17 protein-coding genes and 1 riboswitch are annotated in these 18,901 nt (G+C 45.4%); of the genes, 6 read left to right on the forward strand and 11 right to left on the reverse strand.

The features are described from left to right. The first annotated feature begins 286 nt into the window (after positions 1 to 286). Together xerS and ACP4IT_RS00135 are read left to right on the forward strand one after the other, a co-directional pair. Positions 287 to 1,351: a tyrosine recombinase XerS gene (gene xerS, locus ACP4IT_RS00130; protein WP_011667586.1), complete on the forward strand. Its 1,065-nt coding sequence runs from the start codon at positions 287 to 289 to the stop codon at positions 1,349 to 1,351. A 26-nt stretch (positions 1,352 to 1,377) separates the two neighbouring features. Next, positions 1,378 to 2,763 (forward strand): HEPN domain-containing protein, encoded by a 1,386-nt coding sequence (locus ACP4IT_RS00135; RefSeq protein ID WP_011667587.1) that lies wholly within the window; start codon positions 1,378 to 1,380, stop codon positions 2,761 to 2,763. Positions 2,764 to 2,969: 206 nt separating this feature from the next. On the opposite strand, the gene ACP4IT_RS00140 is transcribed toward ACP4IT_RS00135, so the two are convergent. The 3 genes from ACP4IT_RS00140 to ACP4IT_RS00150 all read right to left on the reverse strand — a co-directional run bounded on the left by ACP4IT_RS00140 (position 2,970) and on the right by ACP4IT_RS00150 (position 5,641). Next, complete coding sequence (locus tag ACP4IT_RS00140) at positions 2,970 to 3,680, reverse strand: class I SAM-dependent methyltransferase (protein ID WP_011667588.1); 711 nt, start codon at positions 3,678 to 3,680, stop codon at positions 2,970 to 2,972. A 107-nt stretch (positions 3,681 to 3,787) separates the two neighbouring features. After that, positions 3,788 to 4,570 (reverse strand): metallophosphoesterase, encoded by a 783-nt coding sequence (locus tag ACP4IT_RS00145; protein ID WP_172757572.1) that lies wholly within the window; start codon positions 4,568 to 4,570, stop codon positions 3,788 to 3,790. Between the two features lie 126 nt (positions 4,571 to 4,696). Further along, positions 4,697 to 5,641, reverse strand: a complete 945-nt coding sequence (locus ACP4IT_RS00150) for a zinc-binding alcohol dehydrogenase family protein (protein ID WP_011667745.1) — start codon at positions 5,639 to 5,641, stop codon at positions 4,697 to 4,699. A 92-nt stretch (positions 5,642 to 5,733) separates the two neighbouring features. On the opposite strand from ACP4IT_RS00150, the gene ACP4IT_RS00155 reads away from it, so the two are divergent. After that, a complete protein-coding gene (locus tag ACP4IT_RS00155) occupies positions 5,734 to 6,537 on the forward strand; it encodes a MerR family transcriptional regulator (RefSeq protein WP_011667746.1) in 804 nt (267 codons plus the stop codon). Positions 6,538 to 6,555: 18 nt separating this feature from the next. On the opposite strand, the gene ACP4IT_RS00160 is transcribed toward ACP4IT_RS00155, so the two are convergent. Beyond that, complete coding sequence (locus ACP4IT_RS00160) at positions 6,556 to 7,206, reverse strand: endonuclease III domain-containing protein (protein WP_011667747.1); 651 nt, start codon at positions 7,204 to 7,206, stop codon at positions 6,556 to 6,558. A gap of 207 nt (positions 7,207 to 7,413) precedes the next feature. On the opposite strand from ACP4IT_RS00160, the gene ACP4IT_RS00165 reads away from it, so the two are divergent. After that, the gene (locus ACP4IT_RS00165) at positions 7,414 to 7,920 is read left to right on the forward strand and encodes a VanZ family protein (RefSeq protein ID WP_011667748.1); all 507 of its coding nucleotides are present in this window, start codon (positions 7,414 to 7,416) and stop codon (positions 7,918 to 7,920) included. A 230-nt stretch (positions 7,921 to 8,150) separates the two neighbouring features. After that, positions 8,151 to 8,660 (forward strand): VanZ family protein, encoded by a 510-nt coding sequence (locus ACP4IT_RS00170; RefSeq protein WP_011667749.1) that lies wholly within the window; start codon positions 8,151 to 8,153, stop codon positions 8,658 to 8,660. Positions 8,661 to 9,000: 340 nt separating this feature from the next. Here the strand turns inward: ACP4IT_RS00170 and ACP4IT_RS00175 are convergent, their stop codons facing one another. The 6 genes from ACP4IT_RS00175 to ACP4IT_RS00200 form a co-directional block, all read right to left on the reverse strand. Then, entirely contained in the window at positions 9,001 to 9,438 is a 438-nt protein-coding gene (locus ACP4IT_RS00175; protein WP_011667751.1) for a GtrA family protein, read from the reverse strand. Between the two features lie 269 nt (positions 9,439 to 9,707). Further along, the gene (locus ACP4IT_RS00180; protein WP_015473742.1) at positions 9,708 to 10,250 is read right to left on the reverse strand and encodes a folate family ECF transporter S component; all 543 of its coding nucleotides are present in this window, start codon (positions 10,248 to 10,250) and stop codon (positions 9,708 to 9,710) included. Positions 10,251 to 10,274: 24 nt separating this feature from the next. Next, positions 10,275 to 10,372: riboswitch (THF riboswitch) on the reverse strand. Positions 10,373 to 10,422: 50 nt separating this feature from the next. Then, entirely contained in the window at positions 10,423 to 11,289 is an 867-nt protein-coding gene (locus ACP4IT_RS00185) for a DegV family protein (RefSeq protein ID WP_011667753.1), read from the reverse strand. Positions 11,290 to 11,349: 60 nt separating this feature from the next. After that, positions 11,350 to 12,597, reverse strand: coding sequence for an MFS transporter (locus ACP4IT_RS00190; protein ID WP_011667754.1), 1,248 nt, complete (start codon positions 12,595 to 12,597; stop codon positions 11,350 to 11,352). Beyond that, positions 12,584 to 13,891 carry an alkaline phosphatase family protein gene (locus ACP4IT_RS00195; protein ID WP_041815332.1) on the reverse strand — a complete coding sequence of 436 codons (1,308 nt, stop codon included), beginning with the start codon at positions 13,889 to 13,891 and terminating at the stop codon, positions 12,584 to 12,586. Before ACP4IT_RS00195 ends, ACP4IT_RS00190 begins: the two co-directional genes overlap by 14 nt. A gap of 16 nt (positions 13,892 to 13,907) precedes the next feature. After that, the gene (locus ACP4IT_RS00200) at positions 13,908 to 14,336 is read right to left on the reverse strand and encodes a MarR family winged helix-turn-helix transcriptional regulator (protein WP_011667756.1); all 429 of its coding nucleotides are present in this window, start codon (positions 14,334 to 14,336) and stop codon (positions 13,908 to 13,910) included. Between the two features lie 200 nt (positions 14,337 to 14,536). Here ACP4IT_RS00200 and ACP4IT_RS00205 point away from each other — a divergent pair, with 200 nt between their 5' ends. Then, positions 14,537 to 16,243, forward strand: a complete 1,707-nt coding sequence (locus ACP4IT_RS00205) for an NFACT RNA binding domain-containing protein (protein ID WP_011667757.1) — start codon at positions 14,537 to 14,539, stop codon at positions 16,241 to 16,243. 79 nt (positions 16,244 to 16,322) lie between these two features. Here ACP4IT_RS00205 and ACP4IT_RS00210 read toward each other — a convergent pair whose 3' ends face one another. Further along, a complete protein-coding gene (locus ACP4IT_RS00210) occupies positions 16,323 to 18,899 on the reverse strand; it encodes a carbamoyl phosphate synthase (protein ID WP_011667758.1) in 2,577 nt (858 codons plus the stop codon). Positions 18,900 to 18,901: the final 2 nt, after the last annotated feature.

Here is an 18,901-nt window from a genome sequence, read left to right on the forward strand (position 1 = left end):
ATTTTTAAGTCAATATTGATGAAGTTTGACCGTTTTAAGGCACATTATCCGCTATGAAATCGGCGTTGCTAAGCGTAAAATTGCTAAGACATTACTGTTAGTGGGACTTATTTATTAACAGAGATGGTCAATCTCCTAAAAGTGATCGGCTAATAAAGCCAATACTACTTTCATTAAAACAAATATTTTAAAGAGAGTACTTGATTAAAAATGACTGGGGGACTTGCATAACTGTCAGTAAGTCAGTAAAATATGAGTACAGAACATACGTTTGGAGGCCACTTCTATGGAGAAACAGCATTATTTGAAATTAATTGATGAGGAATTGGCTACCGCTCCCTGGTTTGTCCAAGAATATTACCAAGCTAAGGCCACTATTCCATTATCCCCAGCCACGCTTTATCAATATTTAACAGAGTTTCGCCGGTTCTTCAATTGGTTAATCAGTGAAGGACTAACATCAGCGCCCCACCCCAGCGAAATTGATATTCAGGTTTTAGCGACAATAAAAAAAGAAACGGTTGAATTATACAAGTCCGCCCTGCTAAACCAATCCAAACTAACTGGGGCCCGTGGTAGTCGAACACACCCAACGATTAACCGTTCTTTAAATGCCCTTTCCTCCTTGTTTAAGTATTTAACGGAAGACACGGAAGATGAGCACGGTGAGGCTTACTTTAATCGTAACGTGATGCATAAGATTGCCCTAGTCCGAACTAACGAGACCTATGCAACCCGCGCGGCTAATTTAAAGACCAAACTAATGCTGGGCCACACTGACCATGATTATTTGGATTTTATTGATCAACAGTACGAGACCAAACTATCGCCAGCCCAGAAGCGCTACTTTCACCGCGATAAGCAGCGTGACCTCGCCATTAATGCACTCTTATTAGGTAGCGGTTTACGGGTATCAGAGGCCGCCAATGCTGACCTGCGCCATTTGAACCTTAAGACGGGGACCATTGGGGTCATTCGTAAGGGCGGTCAACGGGATACGGTCCCTATTGCGCCCTGGACGCTGCCCTACATTCAAGCCTACGTTGACCAGCGGCAGGCAACCTACCACGCAACGAATCAGGACCGCGCACTCTTTTTAAGTAGCTATCGTGGGCACGCATCGCGCATGCAGGCCAATTCCATGGAAAAAATGGTAGCCAAATACTCCAGCGCCTTTAAGGTGCGAATCACGCCGCATAAGCTCCGTCATACACTTGCCTCTAAGCTCTATTTAGCGACCAAAAATGAGCAATTAGTTGCCACCCAGTTGGGACAAAATTCTACTAGTGCAACCGGGCTGTATACGCACATCATTGATGAAGAACAGCGACATGGGCTGGAGAAGATGTAAAAACTTTAATACCGGAGATATATACTATGAACTCAAAAATTTCCCAACTTTCCTCATTTGTCATAACTGCAGTTTGGGGAGACAGCGAAGCTACCATGACTCAGAATGGCACTCTTGAATATGATAAAACTGGGTTATCTTTATCAATGAGTGTCTCAAATTCCTATTCAGAAAATACAATGAACAAATCAACAAGACTATTTGGCACCGGTATATTGAACAGTTCCTCCAGAAATGATGAAAAATTTATGACCCCGGTTAAAGTATCATTAAGTGGATTAGCAGTCATAGAATCCCAAACTACCTATTCAAACAAAGAAAAAATATTTTATCTAAAATATACGGTTATTTCGGCCTTTATTGGGGACTTTTTTGTAACCAACAAAACAAGTTTCGATAGTCTTAGATTCTTTCCAACGAACTTTTCAAATTGGCTTCAAGGTAATGTCAATAGTCCAAAGTATCTCTTAGACGATCCGTTTGCCAATCAAATAGACATTAAAATTTCATCATTGAAGGATAATGATAACCAACTGGCGTTTTATTCTAAAAATCTAAAGTTTAAAATAGTTAGAGATGTAGAAACCCATAATGCACAAGAACATGTAGACCATCTAACATCCGATATCTTAGTAAGAAATTCGATTGATTTCTTTGAAGCAAAAGCAAGTGTCCAAGGCCTACTATTACGCAATGCACAAGTTAGTAATTGGTTTAACCTATTATCAAAAAATGACGAATTTAATTACCGTATTATCGGGCAAACTAAAGACCGCGACATTTTACAAGAGGTACAATTATTTAGTTTTGATGTTCCCTCGCCTAAAATAAATCGTTACTCTTTTATATCCACTTGGCAAAGACGGGATACTAATTGGGGGAAAACTATCATAAAATCACTTAACGCATGGATATGTAGATACGATAGTCTAATGCCGATATTTAATGCAATTTCTCCTAGACAATCGGGTGATTTAGACCAATGTCTTCAAGCAGAATGTGTTGTGCTAGAAAACATCTTTGATATCTCTATTGGAGAAAAAGAATATCGAAAAATGTATGGTTCCCATCGAAATCGTAAAATATATTATCGGGAAAAAGTCACATACGTTATGACCCACTCATTTGAGCAAAGACTTGTAAATAAAATCATTTCATCCTCAAACTGGGATGACGAAAATCTAAAAAAAATTGACGGCTGGATATCCGTGATTAAGAATATTCGAAATTCGCTGTCACATAATACTGATAAACATATTACGCCGTTTATCAAATCAGTATGTCATGATATGCTGAGAGTTTTGATCAGAGATTGGCTCCTTGCTACTATTGGAATTGATAGATCAATTATAAACTCGGAATATATTGGGAAAACATTTAAGTACTCGTTAATTACAGCTTGGCACAATTAGAAACTGGTAATATTTCACTTGTGAATACCTATTATCCCATTAATATAATAAGAAGCATGTTTACCGTTCTGGAGACCAAGTAAGCCATCAATTTAATTCTGTAACAAAAAAACAGTTTCAATTTCAGTTATGGTTAAGAATTAATTAACCGAAATTGAAACTGTTTTATGTTATCGCACAAAGTAGGCATAATCAAAACTCAAATATTATCTTATCGCTCGTAACACCAATGTTGGCATCCACGGACCGCCCCACCAGCCGATAACGCCGGTACTCGTAACTTGAATGTCATGGAACCCCAGACGGGTCAATTCCTGACGGTAAGCGTTACAGGAGAAACCCAAGTCCGCAATCACCAACTGACCACCTGGTTGTAAGACCCGCGCGATTTCCCGCAGGCTCTGCAGCCGTCCGGTCTTAGGTTTGACGTTATGGATCGCCAAACTAGAAACAATCGCATTAAATTGGTTATCTGCAAAAGGTAGCTCGCGCATGTCTGCCGTCTGAACGGCGGCGACCTGATCCAGTCCCTCTGCATGAATTCTCTGCGTCACCGTAGCCAGTGAGTTATTAGTTTGATCTTGTTGACGCCAGATATCAATACCCGTGATATGTCCTCCGGCAGGTAGCCGGTGGGCAATTTTGAATAGGACCATACCGTGGCCACACCCGATATCCAATGCTCGAGTATCAGTGGATAAGGTGAGCTGTGGCAGCTGTTGGTCCCAAATCTTTTGTTTGCCAATCAGTGTCGTGTATAAGAAGCAGCTGGCCATGGCTACGTAAAATAGCGTGGCGATTAACCAGCTGGTTGTTAGACCCGTAGCTAACCAGACAATAAAACACACCACGGCTAAACTAGTAAAGGCCACGAGGCCCCCAACCCCATCAATTCCATTTTCTCGTACTGTCTTCAAATACGTCTCCCCCGATTTCTTTTCACTCTTGCCAGTATAACAAACCAGCCAACTACTGACTACTAGAAATAATAACAACTACTGACTACTAGAAATAATAAATCGTACTAATTTTCAAATAATTTCTGATTAATAACCCAGTTCTGCGCGACAACCGCGCCGGTAGCTGATAGGGTTAAGGCAAATATTCCCCCATTGGCGGCCCCTGACCGACTCCCTGCGTCAATTAGATAACGCGGTATGTCCTGGGCGTCGGCCTGCATCTTAATACAACCGTAGCTATCGTGAGACATCGCTTGTACTGGCGTATGACCGGTCACAATCACTTTGCCAGTCGAATTACGATGCCACGACTTATCCATGTCAAAATAATAAGGATCTCGAATCCACAACAGATCATCGCGAACCTGACGATCCAACGGATAATCCCAGTCAATCCCTGCGTGAACCGCTAGCAGATGATCAGTGGACCACGTCAACGGTAATTCCGCTAAGAAACTCGTATATTTCACTAGTGGTGACCGATTTAAGGCCACGGTCACGACTTGTGAATTACTGGAGTGAATCCCCAAACGACGCCAACTCTTGGCGCCGCCATTTAAGCGCCAAGTCTGAAAACTTAGCTCATCACCACGAGCGGTTTGTCGCCAAAAGTCATCATGATTTCCCAACAGCGCAATATCTTGATGCTGCTTAACGCGGTCTATAACTATATCCAATACAGCCAGTGTATCGAGCGGTGCCGGTTCAATGGCTCCAGATCGTGATCCGCTGCCATCGATATAATCTCCCAGAAAAATTAAGCGACTATCTTGAAGTGCTGGTGCTTGTAAAAGAACCGCTAAATCGTCGGCGGCGGAGTGAATATCACCAATAAATGTATACGTCATGCACATTTTCCTTTCATCGTATTAATTGCTAAAGATACCGTACCCGTGTTCACTTTGTTTTATTCCAGATTATCATAATATGACAACAAAATGCCCATAGACTTTTGTCTATGAGCATTTTGTTGATCAGTCATTAGTAACAATAACTTCTCCCATCTGCGGGTTGTCCATCACATAATCGTGAGCGGCGGCAATTTCTGTTAGTGGAAAAACTTTTGAGATGGGAATCTCAATGTGATTGTGCTTGATTAAATCAAATAACTCATCAATCATTGGCTGATCGACAAAGCCTGAATCATAATCCGTAATATAGCGATTCTGTAGTTCAAATGGTGAGAAGTCCTTCATCACCCAATCCCCCGCAAGTAAACCAACCACACAAGCAGTGCCGCCGACCTTGATATGCGCGAGTGAATCATGAACAGTGGCCGTGCCGACTAAGTCAACAATGCCATCATACATCGTATCTGTTTGCAATTGCCCGTCCTTATCAAGGACCACCTCATCGGCTCCCTGTGCAGATAATAGGTCTGCCCGTTCTGGTTTGCGAGTGGTGGCCACAATCTTCAAGCCACTGGCCTTAGCGAGTTTAATCATCGCCAAGCCGACAGCACTCGTCCCGCCGCGAACAAGCATGGTTTGCCCCGGCTGTAGTCGGAGTGCTTTAATTGATCCCCAGGCGGTAACGAAGGTTTCCGGATATTGCGCTAGCGTTACCCAGTCGCCATCAAAATCAACCGTGTATAGCGTCTTGTTGGGAACCAGAGCATATTCCTGCTCGCTACCGTCAAATTCGCGGCCAAATCCGCCATTTAATGTAATCACGCGTTGTCCCTGCTTGAACCCCGAGCCAGCCGTTGTCTCATGAATCTCACCGACAGCCTCAACGCCGATGACTCGTGGGAACTTAACGGTTGGAGACCCACCTTCGCGTGTCAAGACTTCATACCGGTGAACGCCAAACGCATGAATCTTCATCACCGAGTGGGTTGCATCGGCGTGGGGAATTGGACGCTCAACTAGCTTTAAGACATCTGTATTACCGGGATGGTCAATCACAACTGCTTTCATAAATCGTTCCTCCTCGTTATCAATAACTGACTTCATTACTAAGAAAGTATAAACTGTAACGTAAGGGACACCTCAAGGGGGAATTTGAAAAAATGTTAACCATTCGTAAATTTGCCGAATTAGCAGGCACAACTCGCCGGACGCTACTCTTCTATGATCAAGAAGATGTGTTTAAACCGGCTCACATTGCTGATAATGGTTACCGGTATTACAGTTATGATCAATTGTATCAGCTAAAATTCATTCTACAATTACGGCATTTAGACTTACCGCTTGCAACGATTAAAGAACTGTTAGCGACAAACGATGCAACCCAACTAAATGAACAATTAAGGACTGTCCTCAGTCACATTCAAACTGAAATTGATAACCTAACGTTGTTAAAAGATACCTTGGCAGAACGATTTCAACAACCCAAGTTCAACGAAAATAACCACTTACTAGTACCCACAATTGTTGAACGTCCCGCAATGGCCTTTTGGCGTTCACCGAAGTCTGCCGGCTGTACGGATAGCGATATTAGCGCATTATACCAAGCCTTCTATCAAATTATTGGTCCACTGAAACTATTGGATAAGCATGAATCAGGCTTTCTCACCTCAGTCGCCAATAGTGATGCGCAGGCTTACCCCACAGCTAGCTTCCAAATTATTAAAGCCGTAAGCTTAGCTGACGTCACCACTATTCCTATCGTTCGGCGGCCGGCTGGGCAGTACGTTGTTGCTACTGCCATGAACGATATGGGAAGCATTCTACATACCTTAGATAACATTCAGCACTACGTCAATCAGCACCAGTTGACTATCGCTACACAGATGTGGCAATTGAATCTGAATGAACAGTTAACGAGTAAGGCCGGCTCTCAGTATATCTCGATTGAATACCAATTACTTTAACGGTACTACTGGTAGTCTTTAAACCGTTGCCTCGTTTTCCTCATTTAACTGGTCACAATCAATAATTAACTGGCAGACTTCCTTGTCTGGTGTGAGCTTCATCGAATACTTGCGGCCATATTCAATCATGGTGTGATGCGCTTGATGCAACTCTTCTGGTGGCAAAACGCCGACAATTTTTTGCTCAACCTGCAGTGGTGAAGCATTCTGCGCCACAAAGTGTAAACGCTTGGAAATCGCCGAGACATGTGTATCCACCGCAAAAGTTGGTCGGTCAAAGACATCACTCAACACGACATTGGCCGTTTTTCGGCCGGCACCCGGTAGCGCCATAATTCCCTTACGATCAGTGGGCACAACATCGGCCAACTCTTCATGAACAATCCGCGCCGTTTTAATGATATTACGGGCCTTGTTATGAAATAGACCAACGCTCTTAATAATGGCTTCCACATCCGTGACGTTTGCCACCATTAAATCTTGGGGGTCTGGATATTTCTCAAACAAAATGGGTGTCACTTTGTTGACGGAAACATCTGTGGCCTGTGCGCTGAGAATTACCGAAATGAGATACTGAAAGGGTGTCCGTGAATCCAGTGAGGGACCAACTGGTCCAATCTCGTCTTCCATCTGGTGAATCGCCCATACAATTTGATCATCTTTTAACATTGACGGCTTCGCTTCTTTCCTACTGATTTCTCTAAGTCAATTCTACCCGAAATTGGCGGAAAACCAACTGATTTAACCCCACCAGATACTTACGAAATGACTAAAGTGGCAAAGAAAGACTAAAACACGAGTCAAATTCACCCACTAAAACCAAATGTGCGTTAGGATGGGACTAATCTAAAATAGACTTCAGTTGGAGGCGATGAAATGCGTTGGGAACCTTTACTCATTATCTTACTATTGGCTGGGTTAACCGGCCTATTCATCCTAGCGACTCATTACCGCAAGCACTGGCTGACATGGTTAGTTTGGGGCTACTTAACGAGTCTGGGTGCCATTCTCTTTACCCCACTCGCTTTTACGGGCACAGCCGTTTACATTATCGGTCCTGGGTCTGGTCAAGTTAATCTCACCCATTTGGACATGCTTAATCTTGGCTTCTTTGAGAACATTATAATGACAATTCCGTTGGGAATTCTGCTGAAATGGATCTGGCCTAAATTGTCACTTTGGCGCCTGCTTGAACTCGGCGGACTGGCGGGAACGTTCTTCGAAACAACGCAGTATATCCTGTCACAACATTGGCTGATTAACCGCAGTAGTGACATTAATGATGTTATTTCCAATACCCTGGGCGTTATCGTGGGTGGTATGGTCGTGGCCCTGTATTACCGTTTAACGGCACTTCACCACCGTAAGCCCCTTACAAATTAGAAGCGAGACGTACGCAGACACTTACAGCGCGCGCCTCTTTTTTTCGTCAATACGTTAAATCCGCCCAAAAATGTGATGATTCTTTGACCAGAGTCTTACATTTTCTCTAAAGGAACCAAGAAACCTTAAAACCATCGCGAGAAATCCCCGTTCGCCACCTTTCCGCGGTACGATGGTCACATGTTAACAAACGACGCCCATATGATTGCATCATTTTCGGAGGTGATTCGATGCGCTGGGAACCTTTACTATTAATCGCTTTAACGGCCTGCTTAAGTGGCCTGCTCATTATCATGACGGGTAAGAAGCTCCACTGGTTTGCACTCGTTATCTTGGGCTACTTCACCGGCCTTGCCACTATCTTATTTACGCCGATCTCCGTGTACGGAACCGCCCTATACGTGATGCCCCTAGGTACCGGTCACATTAACCTGACGCAACTGGACGTTTTTAACTTAGGTTTTCTAGAAAATATTATTCTAACTGTGCCGATTGGCCTCCTATTAAAATGGTTCTGGTCCAAGTTATCACTGCTGACGGTTGGTGGCCTAGGTCTCCCAGTCGGTAGTAGCATTGAAACGTTCCAATATGTCTTATCACAACATTGGCTGATTAACCGTAGCAGCGACATCAATGATGTTCTCGCCAATGCCGCCGGAATCATGATTGGCGGACTCATCGTGGCCCTCTATTATCGATTATCTACCAGCCGGCGTTCACGCGCTCGGGTGGTCGCTTAAATCATATCGACCTCAGGCGATTGTTCCCAAACCAGCGGAACAATCGCTTTTTATTTTGCCAGTCAGACCAACTCGGTCTATACTCACTGTAAATTTACACAAAGAAGATGGGGCTAATGAATTGGCCATATGTAACTATCGGGATACTGCTTTTTATTGTGGCAATTTACTTCATTGACGGTGGCTGGGCCCAAAATCTTGGCGGTGTCTATAAAAATTACAGGGATTCCAAACTCCCCTTATCGGTATTCATCAGACTACTTCTAAAAAGGCACGAGTAATCCGAAAACGAACTTTGATATCGTACCAACTAAAAAGAGCTGGACATATTGTCCAGCTTTTAGTCGTCAACCGACGAGGCTGCCTTACTTTTGTGAAAGACAAACCACTTGCTAAAGAAATAGTTAGCTAATACCACGACGATTTGGTCAACCAACTTGGTTAGCATTTCATTTTGTTGTAAGAGTGAGACCCCGATCCACATGATACCCATATCCATAATTAAGGTAACGCCGCGCGCTGCAAAAAAGGCAACGGCTTCCTTAACCAGCATCTTAATGGTGGTGAAATGGGAATGAAAAACCCAGACCCGATTGGTTAAATACGCAAAGAGCACAGATAAGAACCACGCCCATACATTCCCAATTTGATAATTCCACCCCCATAGCGTGACGGTGACGTAGAAGACCACGAGGTTAACTACCGTTGTCAGACCCCCGAATATAAGATACGCCAAAATATCTTTGTATTTTGCGTATAATTGGCTTATCTGGTGCATGTTTATCCTCCCTGAAACTAGACTTATAATTACGTTATAGCGAAATTAAGCAGGCAATGCAAGCAGCACTGCGTGTTTGATAGAAAAAGTTAAAGGTTATGAGCCTTCCCTAATTAACTGGACGTGGGACTTAGTTGCCAGTTTTTGGTGTGTTGTGGCGAGGTGGTTATTTTATTTGTATAAGTTAAAGTAATTAATTTAATCTCCTCAATCTGTCAATACCCATTTAAAAACACCGTTCCGGTAAAAACCAAAACGGTGTCACTAAGTTATTTATTCAAACGGGCTTGAATCATCTGGATCACTTGACTCTTTAGCAACAGATAAACCAGCACAATCTGTACCGGTGTGACGATCAGTTCCTTCAATGCTCGAACTGGCAATAAGCTCCAAAATGGGGTCTGGTACATGATGGTCACCCATAGCGTATTCAACAATGTATTCACCAGCAAGGCAATCAAGACAGACGCCCCAATCACCCGCCACCAACTAACTGGTTGTCGATACAAGAACACGGCGTAAATCAGAGATCCGAGCACTGCGGACACCGTGAACCCGATAAAGAATGGTCCCCCGGTCATCAACGTGCCAATCACGTCGACCACCGCAGCAGTCAGCATCCCCCACCAGGGACCGAACCATTTCGCAATCAAAGCAACGATCAAAAAGGTAAAACTAACCTTGATGAAATTATTACCAACTGAGAAGCGACTGATGACCAGTTGCAAAGCCATCAATACCCCCATCGTCACCATACTCAACGTGTCCAGCTTGGGTAGCTGGGTTTTTGCCATTGTCTTCAATTTAGACATCTCCTAAGGGAGTTGCCACATTCCTGCGGCCAATGCGGAAATAAAATCGCGGGCCAATTGCCCTTCGTCCGGTGTTCACATTGCGTTCCACCGGCACTTGACGCTTTATTTCCTACTCCGTAAATTTAATTACAGCTAATAGCATACCACACTGAGCAACTTCATGCACAACCTATGCCCGTTCAAAGTCCTTCATCCACGCCAGAGCCAACGCTTTTTCACCTAAATGAGCCCCAATGACCGGTCCAAAATAGGACTGTTCTACGGGAATCTCGGGATACTGCGTAGCAATCTTGTCAGCCCACGTTTGACCGGCCTCGGGGTCATTGGCATTAATCACCAACGCACGCAATGGATAGTCAACTTGTGATTGGGCTTGAACAAATAGGTCTTCCACCCGGGCTAATGCTTTCTTCCGTGACCGCACCTTCTCAAACGCAACGATTTCATGCGTATCATCGTCAAACGTCAATAAGGGCTTAATCCGTAAAACACTACCGATAAAGGCCGAGGCATTGGATAATCGGCCGCCACGCACCAAGTTTTGCAGATCATCCACCACAAAATACTCTCCGATGGTTGAACGTAAATCATCCATCCGAGCAATAATGGCTTCGGGTTCCGCACCATCAGCGGCCATCTTAGCGGCTTCAATCGCCAAATACCCCATTAACTTCACCGTAATTTGAGAGTCATACGGAATCACGCGAATATTATCAATCGTGGGGGCTAACGTCTTGAGTTGGTTCACAAAGCCAGAAATCGTGCTAGCTAAGTGAATACTAATCACGGCATCGTAGCCCTCATCAGCCAATTGGTCATAGAGATTAATCATTTCACCCAACGGGGGTTGGGACGTACTTGGAAATGATTTTGAATTTCGTAATCGATCGTAGAATTCACTGGTCGTAATATCAACATCTTCATCGTAAGAGCGACCATCAATGATCACCGGGATGGGTACCACGTGAATGTGATACCGTTCGACCTCTTCTGCGGACAAATAGCAAGTACTATCGGTGACCACAGCAATCTTCATTCTTACACCTACTTTGTCTTTCATTCGTTTATCTAGAATAACATAAAACGCGTCGAACCACTAGGCATTGTCTATGGCTTGCCGGGGAATCGACCAAAAGATCACTAATCCCAGGATGAACAGAATTGCCAGCGAAGCCGCCCCAATTCGTGATTGACCGGTCAATTGGGTGACAACACCGACTAACACGGGGCCTAAGACCGCCGAAAACTTCCCTAAAATATTGTAAAAACCAAAGAATTCACTGGCCCGATTCTTGGGAACAATTCGACCGAAATACGACCGTGATAATGCCTGAATGCCGCCCTGACTCGTACCAACTAGAATCGCTAACACCCAAAAGTCAGTTGTGGTTTGTAACCGTAACGCATCCACACAGATAATCAAATAGACCATAATTGCCATTAAAATTCCGGTCCGGGTGCTAGTTTTGCCAGCTAACCAGCCGTAAAAGATGGAACAAGGAAAGGCCACTAGTTGAACAACCAGTAAAACCATAATTAACGTCGTGCTATCAATGCCGATGTCTAGCCCGATTGAGGTTGCCATCGTAAAGATGGTATCAACCCCATCAATGTAGCAGAAATAGGCAATCAGAAACCATGCCAGATGTTGATACTGCCGTAAGTGCCGAATAGTTTGCCAGACCCGATGCCAGCTTTGTTTCAAGGGGGCCTGCGTCACACTGAGCGAATGCCGCTGGTGGACGTTTAACGGCAGTGGTAAGAAGAAAATTACCCACCACAGCGCCGCTAAGACAAATCCCCAACGGGCAACGGCGGTACTAGATAATTGACCGAATCCATGAGTTAACTGTAAAACCATGAACAACATGAAGGCAATCACGCCCCCTAGATAGCCAAAACCATATCCGATACTAGAAATTCGATCCATTGACCGGTTATCACTGACATCCGTCAAAAAACTATCGTAAAAAAGATTCCCGCCAGAATAACCCAGTACAGAGATAATATAGACCACCAGTAGCCACTGCCATTGGGTTGTCGGTAAGACAGCTAGCCCCAGCGTCATCACCATCCCCAAGATGGAAAAACTGGTTAACAACCGCTTCTTATAACCTTGGTAGTCGGCGAGCGCCCCTAAAAATGGTGCCAGCAAGGCGACAAGTAACGTTCCCAGACTATTGGCATACCCCCAGTAGGCAGTGGCATTCGCCGCACTGACCCCGTTAGCCGCCGCAATGCCCTTAAAGTAAATGGGCAACACCGCGGTCGTCACGATAATCCCGTAGCCAGAGTTGGCCCAATCATAAAAGACCCAGCTCCACTGTTCCTTAGTCAGCTTCATGTGACGCCCCCTTAAGGGCATCCAGTAAGGTATGACCCGGTAATGCATTGGGGAACTTAACGCCCAGCAACGCAGCAAACGTTGGCGCTTCATCAATTAAGTCAGCTCGTTCAATCGTTTGATTTTCCTTAACACTAGGCCCATTTAAGACTAGTGTCGTAAAATAATCGGGTTTTAAAGGATCATAACCATGAACACCATGATACCGATCGGGTTGTCCCAGACTATCGGGATCAACTGCTTCAACCACCTCAGCACGATTAGTCTCATCCGTGAAGTAATACCCAGCCTGAGCCTCAACCATAAATCGGCAAGTTGGGTCAGCGCCGCGCGCTTGGGCCGTCTGCTGGTCACTCACCCGTTCAACACCAGGAGTTTGTTCCAACAGGGTCCGAAGTGTCTTCAGATCAGCAAAATTGCGGGTGTAAACATAAGTACTCCCATCACAGGACTTAGCCCAAACGTGCCAATCATTTTTCACTGTCCCGGCGGTAGTTGGGGTTAACCATCCCCGTTTGGCAAAGGCCTGATTCAAGTGAATCATATGATCCACGTTGATTTGATAGTGGTCCCCCAAGATAGCAAAGTTGGTTTGGGCAAAGGTGCCTGCCTCAATCGTTGCATCGATTAATCGGCCCACGCGCTGATCCAATCGGTGTAATGCAGCTAATGCCTCATCAGAGCGTACCCCATACCGATGACGCATACTATCCATGTCAACCAGGTGAATCAACGTTAACCAGGGCTTTTTATGCTTTAACGTATCCACCGCACAAGCCGTGATAAAGTCATCTAACTCGGGTTGTTGAATTCCCCGCCGTAAGTGACCATATTTTTGATTCATTCGTAACAAAAAAGCGGGACTACTAGCCTTCAAAGAAACCAAGACTTGGTTCGTCCAAATTCGATTGGGGAAAATTTCCGCTAGATTATACGTAATCTTACTACCCGCCGTCACCGGCCATAAAAAGGCTGCCGTTTTTCGGTGCTGCCGTCGCACTAAGTCATACAGGGTTGGGACTTGAACATCCCGTTGATACCAATACCAATCTGGAGACTGGCGTTGCGGCTGGCGTTTGGTATTATTAACGATCCCATGATCCTTGGGATATTGCCCGGTGATAATCGTCGTGTGCGATGGGTAAGTTAACGTGGGATAAATTCCTTGAACCTGCTTAACCCGTGTGCCCGTGACGACTAATCGCCGTAAATTAGGTAATTCTGCTAGATGGTCGTCTAAGTCACGACTCCCCAGCGCGTCTAATGAAATAATGACTAATCGCTGTTGAATAATATGTCACTCCTATTCGTTAATTCTGCAACCCCCGTCGCCGGTCCAAGCTCTTATCTAACCGGTTTAAAAGAATCTGTAATAAGTTACGTTCGTCAGTTGACCAGTGCTCAAAAATCTGGTCTGACAAGTCCTCGAATGCCGTATTAATGGCCGCGGCTGTCTGAGTTCCCTGTTCTGTAATGGTGTAAATCAGTTGCCGTTTATCACGACCAATGGCTTCCTTAGTGACCATCTCCTTAGCCACTAAGCCTTTCAGTTGTCGACTCAGCGTTGACGTATCAAGCCGCGTTTGTTGGGCTAGAATTTCCTGTGTATTTTCGCCGCCCCCAATGTGGTCGAGTAGTTGCCACTCGGATACTGTCAGCTGATAACGTTTCGTCATTCGCTGGAGTAAGGTTTGTTGTACCTTATTAATCGCAATTAACGCTTCAAGACTGGATTTCATTAGACCCTCACTCCTTTAATTGTATTTTACAACGATTCGCCTGCTAACCACAAGGGCCAATCTGGCTAACTATCGTGGCTTAATTTTGCCGAATAAGTATTCTTCTTTGCACTTCGCTTGCTAGGCCGGTATACTTTACTTTGTATTGTTTTTTTAATCGATTAAACATAAATTTCTGCTTAGAAAGGTGTTGTTCACGTATGTCCTTTGATGGTTCTTTTACCCATGCGATGGTCCACGAACTCAATCAGACCATTGCCACCGGGCGGGTTAGCAAAATCAATCAGCCCTATGCTAACGAAGTGGTCCTAACTGTTCGTGCGAATGGCCACAATTACCCGATCTTGTTATCAGCTAATCCGACGTATGCCCGCATTCAGAGTACCCAAATTCCTTACATTAACCCACCGACCCCGACGAACTTCACCATGATTTTACGTAAGTATCTTCAAGGGGCCATCCTAAAAGAAATTACCCAAGTGGCTAATGACCGCGTGGTCCACTTACACTTTACTTCACGAAACGAGTTAGGTGACCAACAAGAACTGTTATTGATCATTGAAATTATGGCGCGACACAGTAATGTTATTTTAGTAGACAGTGCCTCGATGAAAATTCTGGACGCCATCAAGCACGTAGGCTCCGATCAAAACCGTTATCGCCTACTGTTACCCGGGGCCCAGTATATCATGCCACCTAAGCAAGATTTGGATGATCCGTTCCAAGGTCCGCGCACTGATTTAGCCGCAACTATTCGCGAGTTTCCTAACCAGGAAGTTCTGGCCCAAACACTACAACATCAATACCAGGGACTGGGCAAGGACACGGCCGCAGCACTGGCAACCGCTCTGCATGCAAGTGGCGATGCCCAAAAGCATTTCCAAGCCTTCTTTGAACGGTTTAACGCCCCGCAGCCAACGCTGACCGTGACCGTTAACAATAAGACCAACTTTACTGCCTTCCCATACCCAACGTCTGGGACTACCGAATCACATCCGACCCTCAGTGTGCTACTCGATCACTACTACGAAGACAAGGCTGAGCGAGATCGTGTTCAACAGCAAGGTAGCGTCCTAATTCGGGTGGTTCGTAACGAGCTCAAGAAGAATCGCACAAAGCTCAAAAAGCTTCAACGAACTTTAGCGGAAACTGAGAACGCCGACGATTATCGGATCAAGGGTGAAATCCTTACCACCTACCTGAATCAAGTTGTTCGCGGAGAAACCGCCGTGACGTTACCCAACTTTTACGATGACAATCGGCCATTAAAAATTACGCTATCTAACCAGTTATCACCTAACCAAAATGCGCAGAAATACTTTAAACGCTATCAAAAAGCCAAGAATGCGGTGATCTACGTTAATGAACAGCTCGAAAAGACCCAAGCTGACGTTGACTACTTCAGTAACATTATGGCCCAAATTGAACTGGCTGCACCCAAGGATCTCGTGGACATTCGGCTGGAACTACAAGAAGGCGGCTACCTACGCGACCACGATCACCAGAAGAAAAACAAAAAACAACGGCGGCAAAAAGTTAGCAAGCCCGATCGTTACACGGCCAGTGATGGTACCAAGATTTCGATTGGTAAAAACAATTTGCAAAATGATCAATTGACGTTGCATTCTGCCAAGCGCACCGATATTTGGCTACACGTTAAGGATATGCCGGGCTCGCACGTCATTATTCACGATGCAGATCCTAGCGAAGCGACCATTTTAGAAGCGGCTCAATTAGCGGCCTACTTCTCCAAGGGTCGTGACTCCAGTAACGTTCCCGTCGACTACGTACCCGTTAAACGGATTCACAAACCTAACGGGGCTAAGCCCGGATATGTCATTTTCACCGGTCAGAAGACCGTTTACGTCACACCTGAAAGTGATTTAGTTGCTCGGCTAGCCGATTAATTGCAACTAACAACTAAAATTAACTAGCAAAAAGACGACCTATCAGATAACTGACAGGTCGTCTTTTTGCTAACTACAACTAAATAGTTCGATTAATAATTCGGTCTAACTCATCCGTATCACTAAGGTTGGTCAACGTTAACGCCTCACTTGAACCAAAAGCGATGGTTGCCCCCACTTCTTGATCCGTGGTTCCGGGCCGATTCAAAACATGTAACTGGCGGAACGGAAAGGCCGCATTCATTAACGCAACTCGATTACTGTGAATGTCCACTTTGATTGCCGATAATTCCGCATCATCTAGCGTTCCAATATGTTGTCGCGTCAACATCCGCACCCAATTGACACCCGTTACTTTGCTAAGAAACGCCATTTCAGTTAGCCGGCTCGGTCGCACACCCACCACGGTCAGCTGGTGGCTATCTGAATCCGGTTTAGGGGCAAAGAGAACCTGAACCATCCCGGTCACCTGTCGTTCACTAACCGCTTGTTTGGCCTGTTCAACTAAGTTTGTTCGTCGTGAACGGGGTAACTCCGCCGGCATTCGAAATGCCGTCACCTGGGATAACGCCTTATTCATTCCGGGAGCAATCATATCCATCACCCCAACCGCTAACTTATGCTGATTATGAACAAACAGGCTCACCCCAATCGTTGCCATCTCCGGCGCAGGTTGGTCTGTTTCTTGATCTGGGGGTAACACGTGCAGATTGATATCTAACTTACTCAACTCACGGGTTAAATAATGCCGGTTACCGGGAACAATCACAATATCCGGGTGCTCAACGTGAATCACGTTAAGCACATCCCCCAATTGAATAGGGTCCACATACTGCTTGTCCGAGAACTCTGGCGCAATTGCGACCGCATTGGGATTCGTATTCATCAGAATTGTGTGATAACCCGCCCGTTTTAACTGCTTTAACATTTCAGTCGTAAAATACTCTGCCGCTGAGTTAGGGCCTAGTTGATTACCGCCCCGTCCTAAGACTAAGGCCGTCCGCTCTCCCAGTGACTGACTCTCATTTTCATACTCAAAGGTGCTATAAAAACCACTAGTCTTTTCCGGAAATTCACCAGCTGTCGGTTCAATCATCTTATACGTTGGGGCAATGCGAGCATCCGCCAGCAATTGCCGAATCTTAGCGGTATCCGTTTGCCAGATACGCGCAATCATCCCATCACCAAACCCGAAGTACCGGGCCCGCTGTAAGACATCAACATCAAGGGGATGATCCTTGATTGCCTGTTCAATTAACAACAGGTGCTGGAGCTTTACAAAGTAAAAATTATCAATCTTGGTCAACTCACTCAGCTCGGCAGGTGAATACCCCCGGCGTAGAGCTTCAATCAAAACTAAAATCCGGTTAGCCAATGGATGAATCAGCTGCCGAATCATCTCACCATCCGTTAGATTACTAACACTAGGTAAAACGTCACGGGGAGAAAATTGGGAACTCCGCACTGATTTTAATAGCGCTTCTTCGACTGAACGGCCCAAGCCAATGGTCGACCCGACTGCCTTCATCACAGTGTCTAAATGCTGGTCAGCATCGGGCACCTCTTGAAACGGCCATAACGGAATTCGTACCCCAACATGGTCCACCATCGGTTCCATGATCGCGGTCTGTTTAACATAACCACCGGGCAGCTTAACATCTACTAGGCGTTGGCCCAACAACAATGCCCCCACAACTAATGCAATGGGATATCCCGTTGTTCGTGCTGCCAGTGCCACCCCGCGTGTAAAGTAAGGGGCAATCTTCGTCACATAGAAGTGCTGGTTGGCCGGATTTAGGGCAAAGTGAAGATGTAACACCCCAACAATCCCCAACTCGGTGGCAATCCGAAATGTCGCATCCCGCAGATCCTGATACTCGCGATCGTTTAACGTCTGCGGCGGAGTCACCACAATTGAATCCCCGGAGTGAATCCCAATGGGATCAATATTTTCCAAACCACAAATCAGAATCTTTGTATCCGCTACATCCCGCACCGCAACCATTTCGACTTCCTTGTAGCCCACGACACTTCGCTCCAATGAGCATTGATCAAACCGGGATTGCTGGAATCCTTGATTCAACGCCGTCAGCATGTCATCGACATTTTCACAAATGGTGCGGTTCGTATCCACCCGCGGCGACACGGGTTTCACAATTAGGGGGAAGCCAATGGCCTCAACCATCCCCATAGCTTCATCAGTTGTACTGACCACTTGGGCCTCGATAATGGGCTCCTGAATTTCCTTAAGCGTTGCGTTCAACGCCGCCGGATTGTTAATCTGCCGCAAGGTCGCCGGTGCCATGCCTAACACGGTTACCCCAAAACGACCAATGTCACCATCTTCAATGAGTTCCTGGGCGATCTGGATACCTAATAAACCACCTAAAGATGGTAAAATGGCGTCCGGCTGATCCTTTTCAATAATGTGCCGAACATTTTCAGTCGTCACCGCCTGGACATACATGTTGGTCGGCTGAATCTCTTCAAGCGCGACAGAAAACGGGTTATTATCGATTATTAAGGTACGTACACCGTGTTTTTTAAATTCCGTCATGATTTGTACGGTCGCGCTATCTAGTTCCGTTTCATGGCCGATCTCTGTTGGTCCGCCGCCAATAATCAACACTTTTTGTATGTCATTTAAACTTGGCAAGC

This window comes from Levilactobacillus sp. LN180102 (assembly GCF_050106635.1).
GTDB classification, from domain to species: domain Bacteria; phylum Bacillota; class Bacilli; order Lactobacillales; family Lactobacillaceae; genus Levilactobacillus; species Levilactobacillus brevis.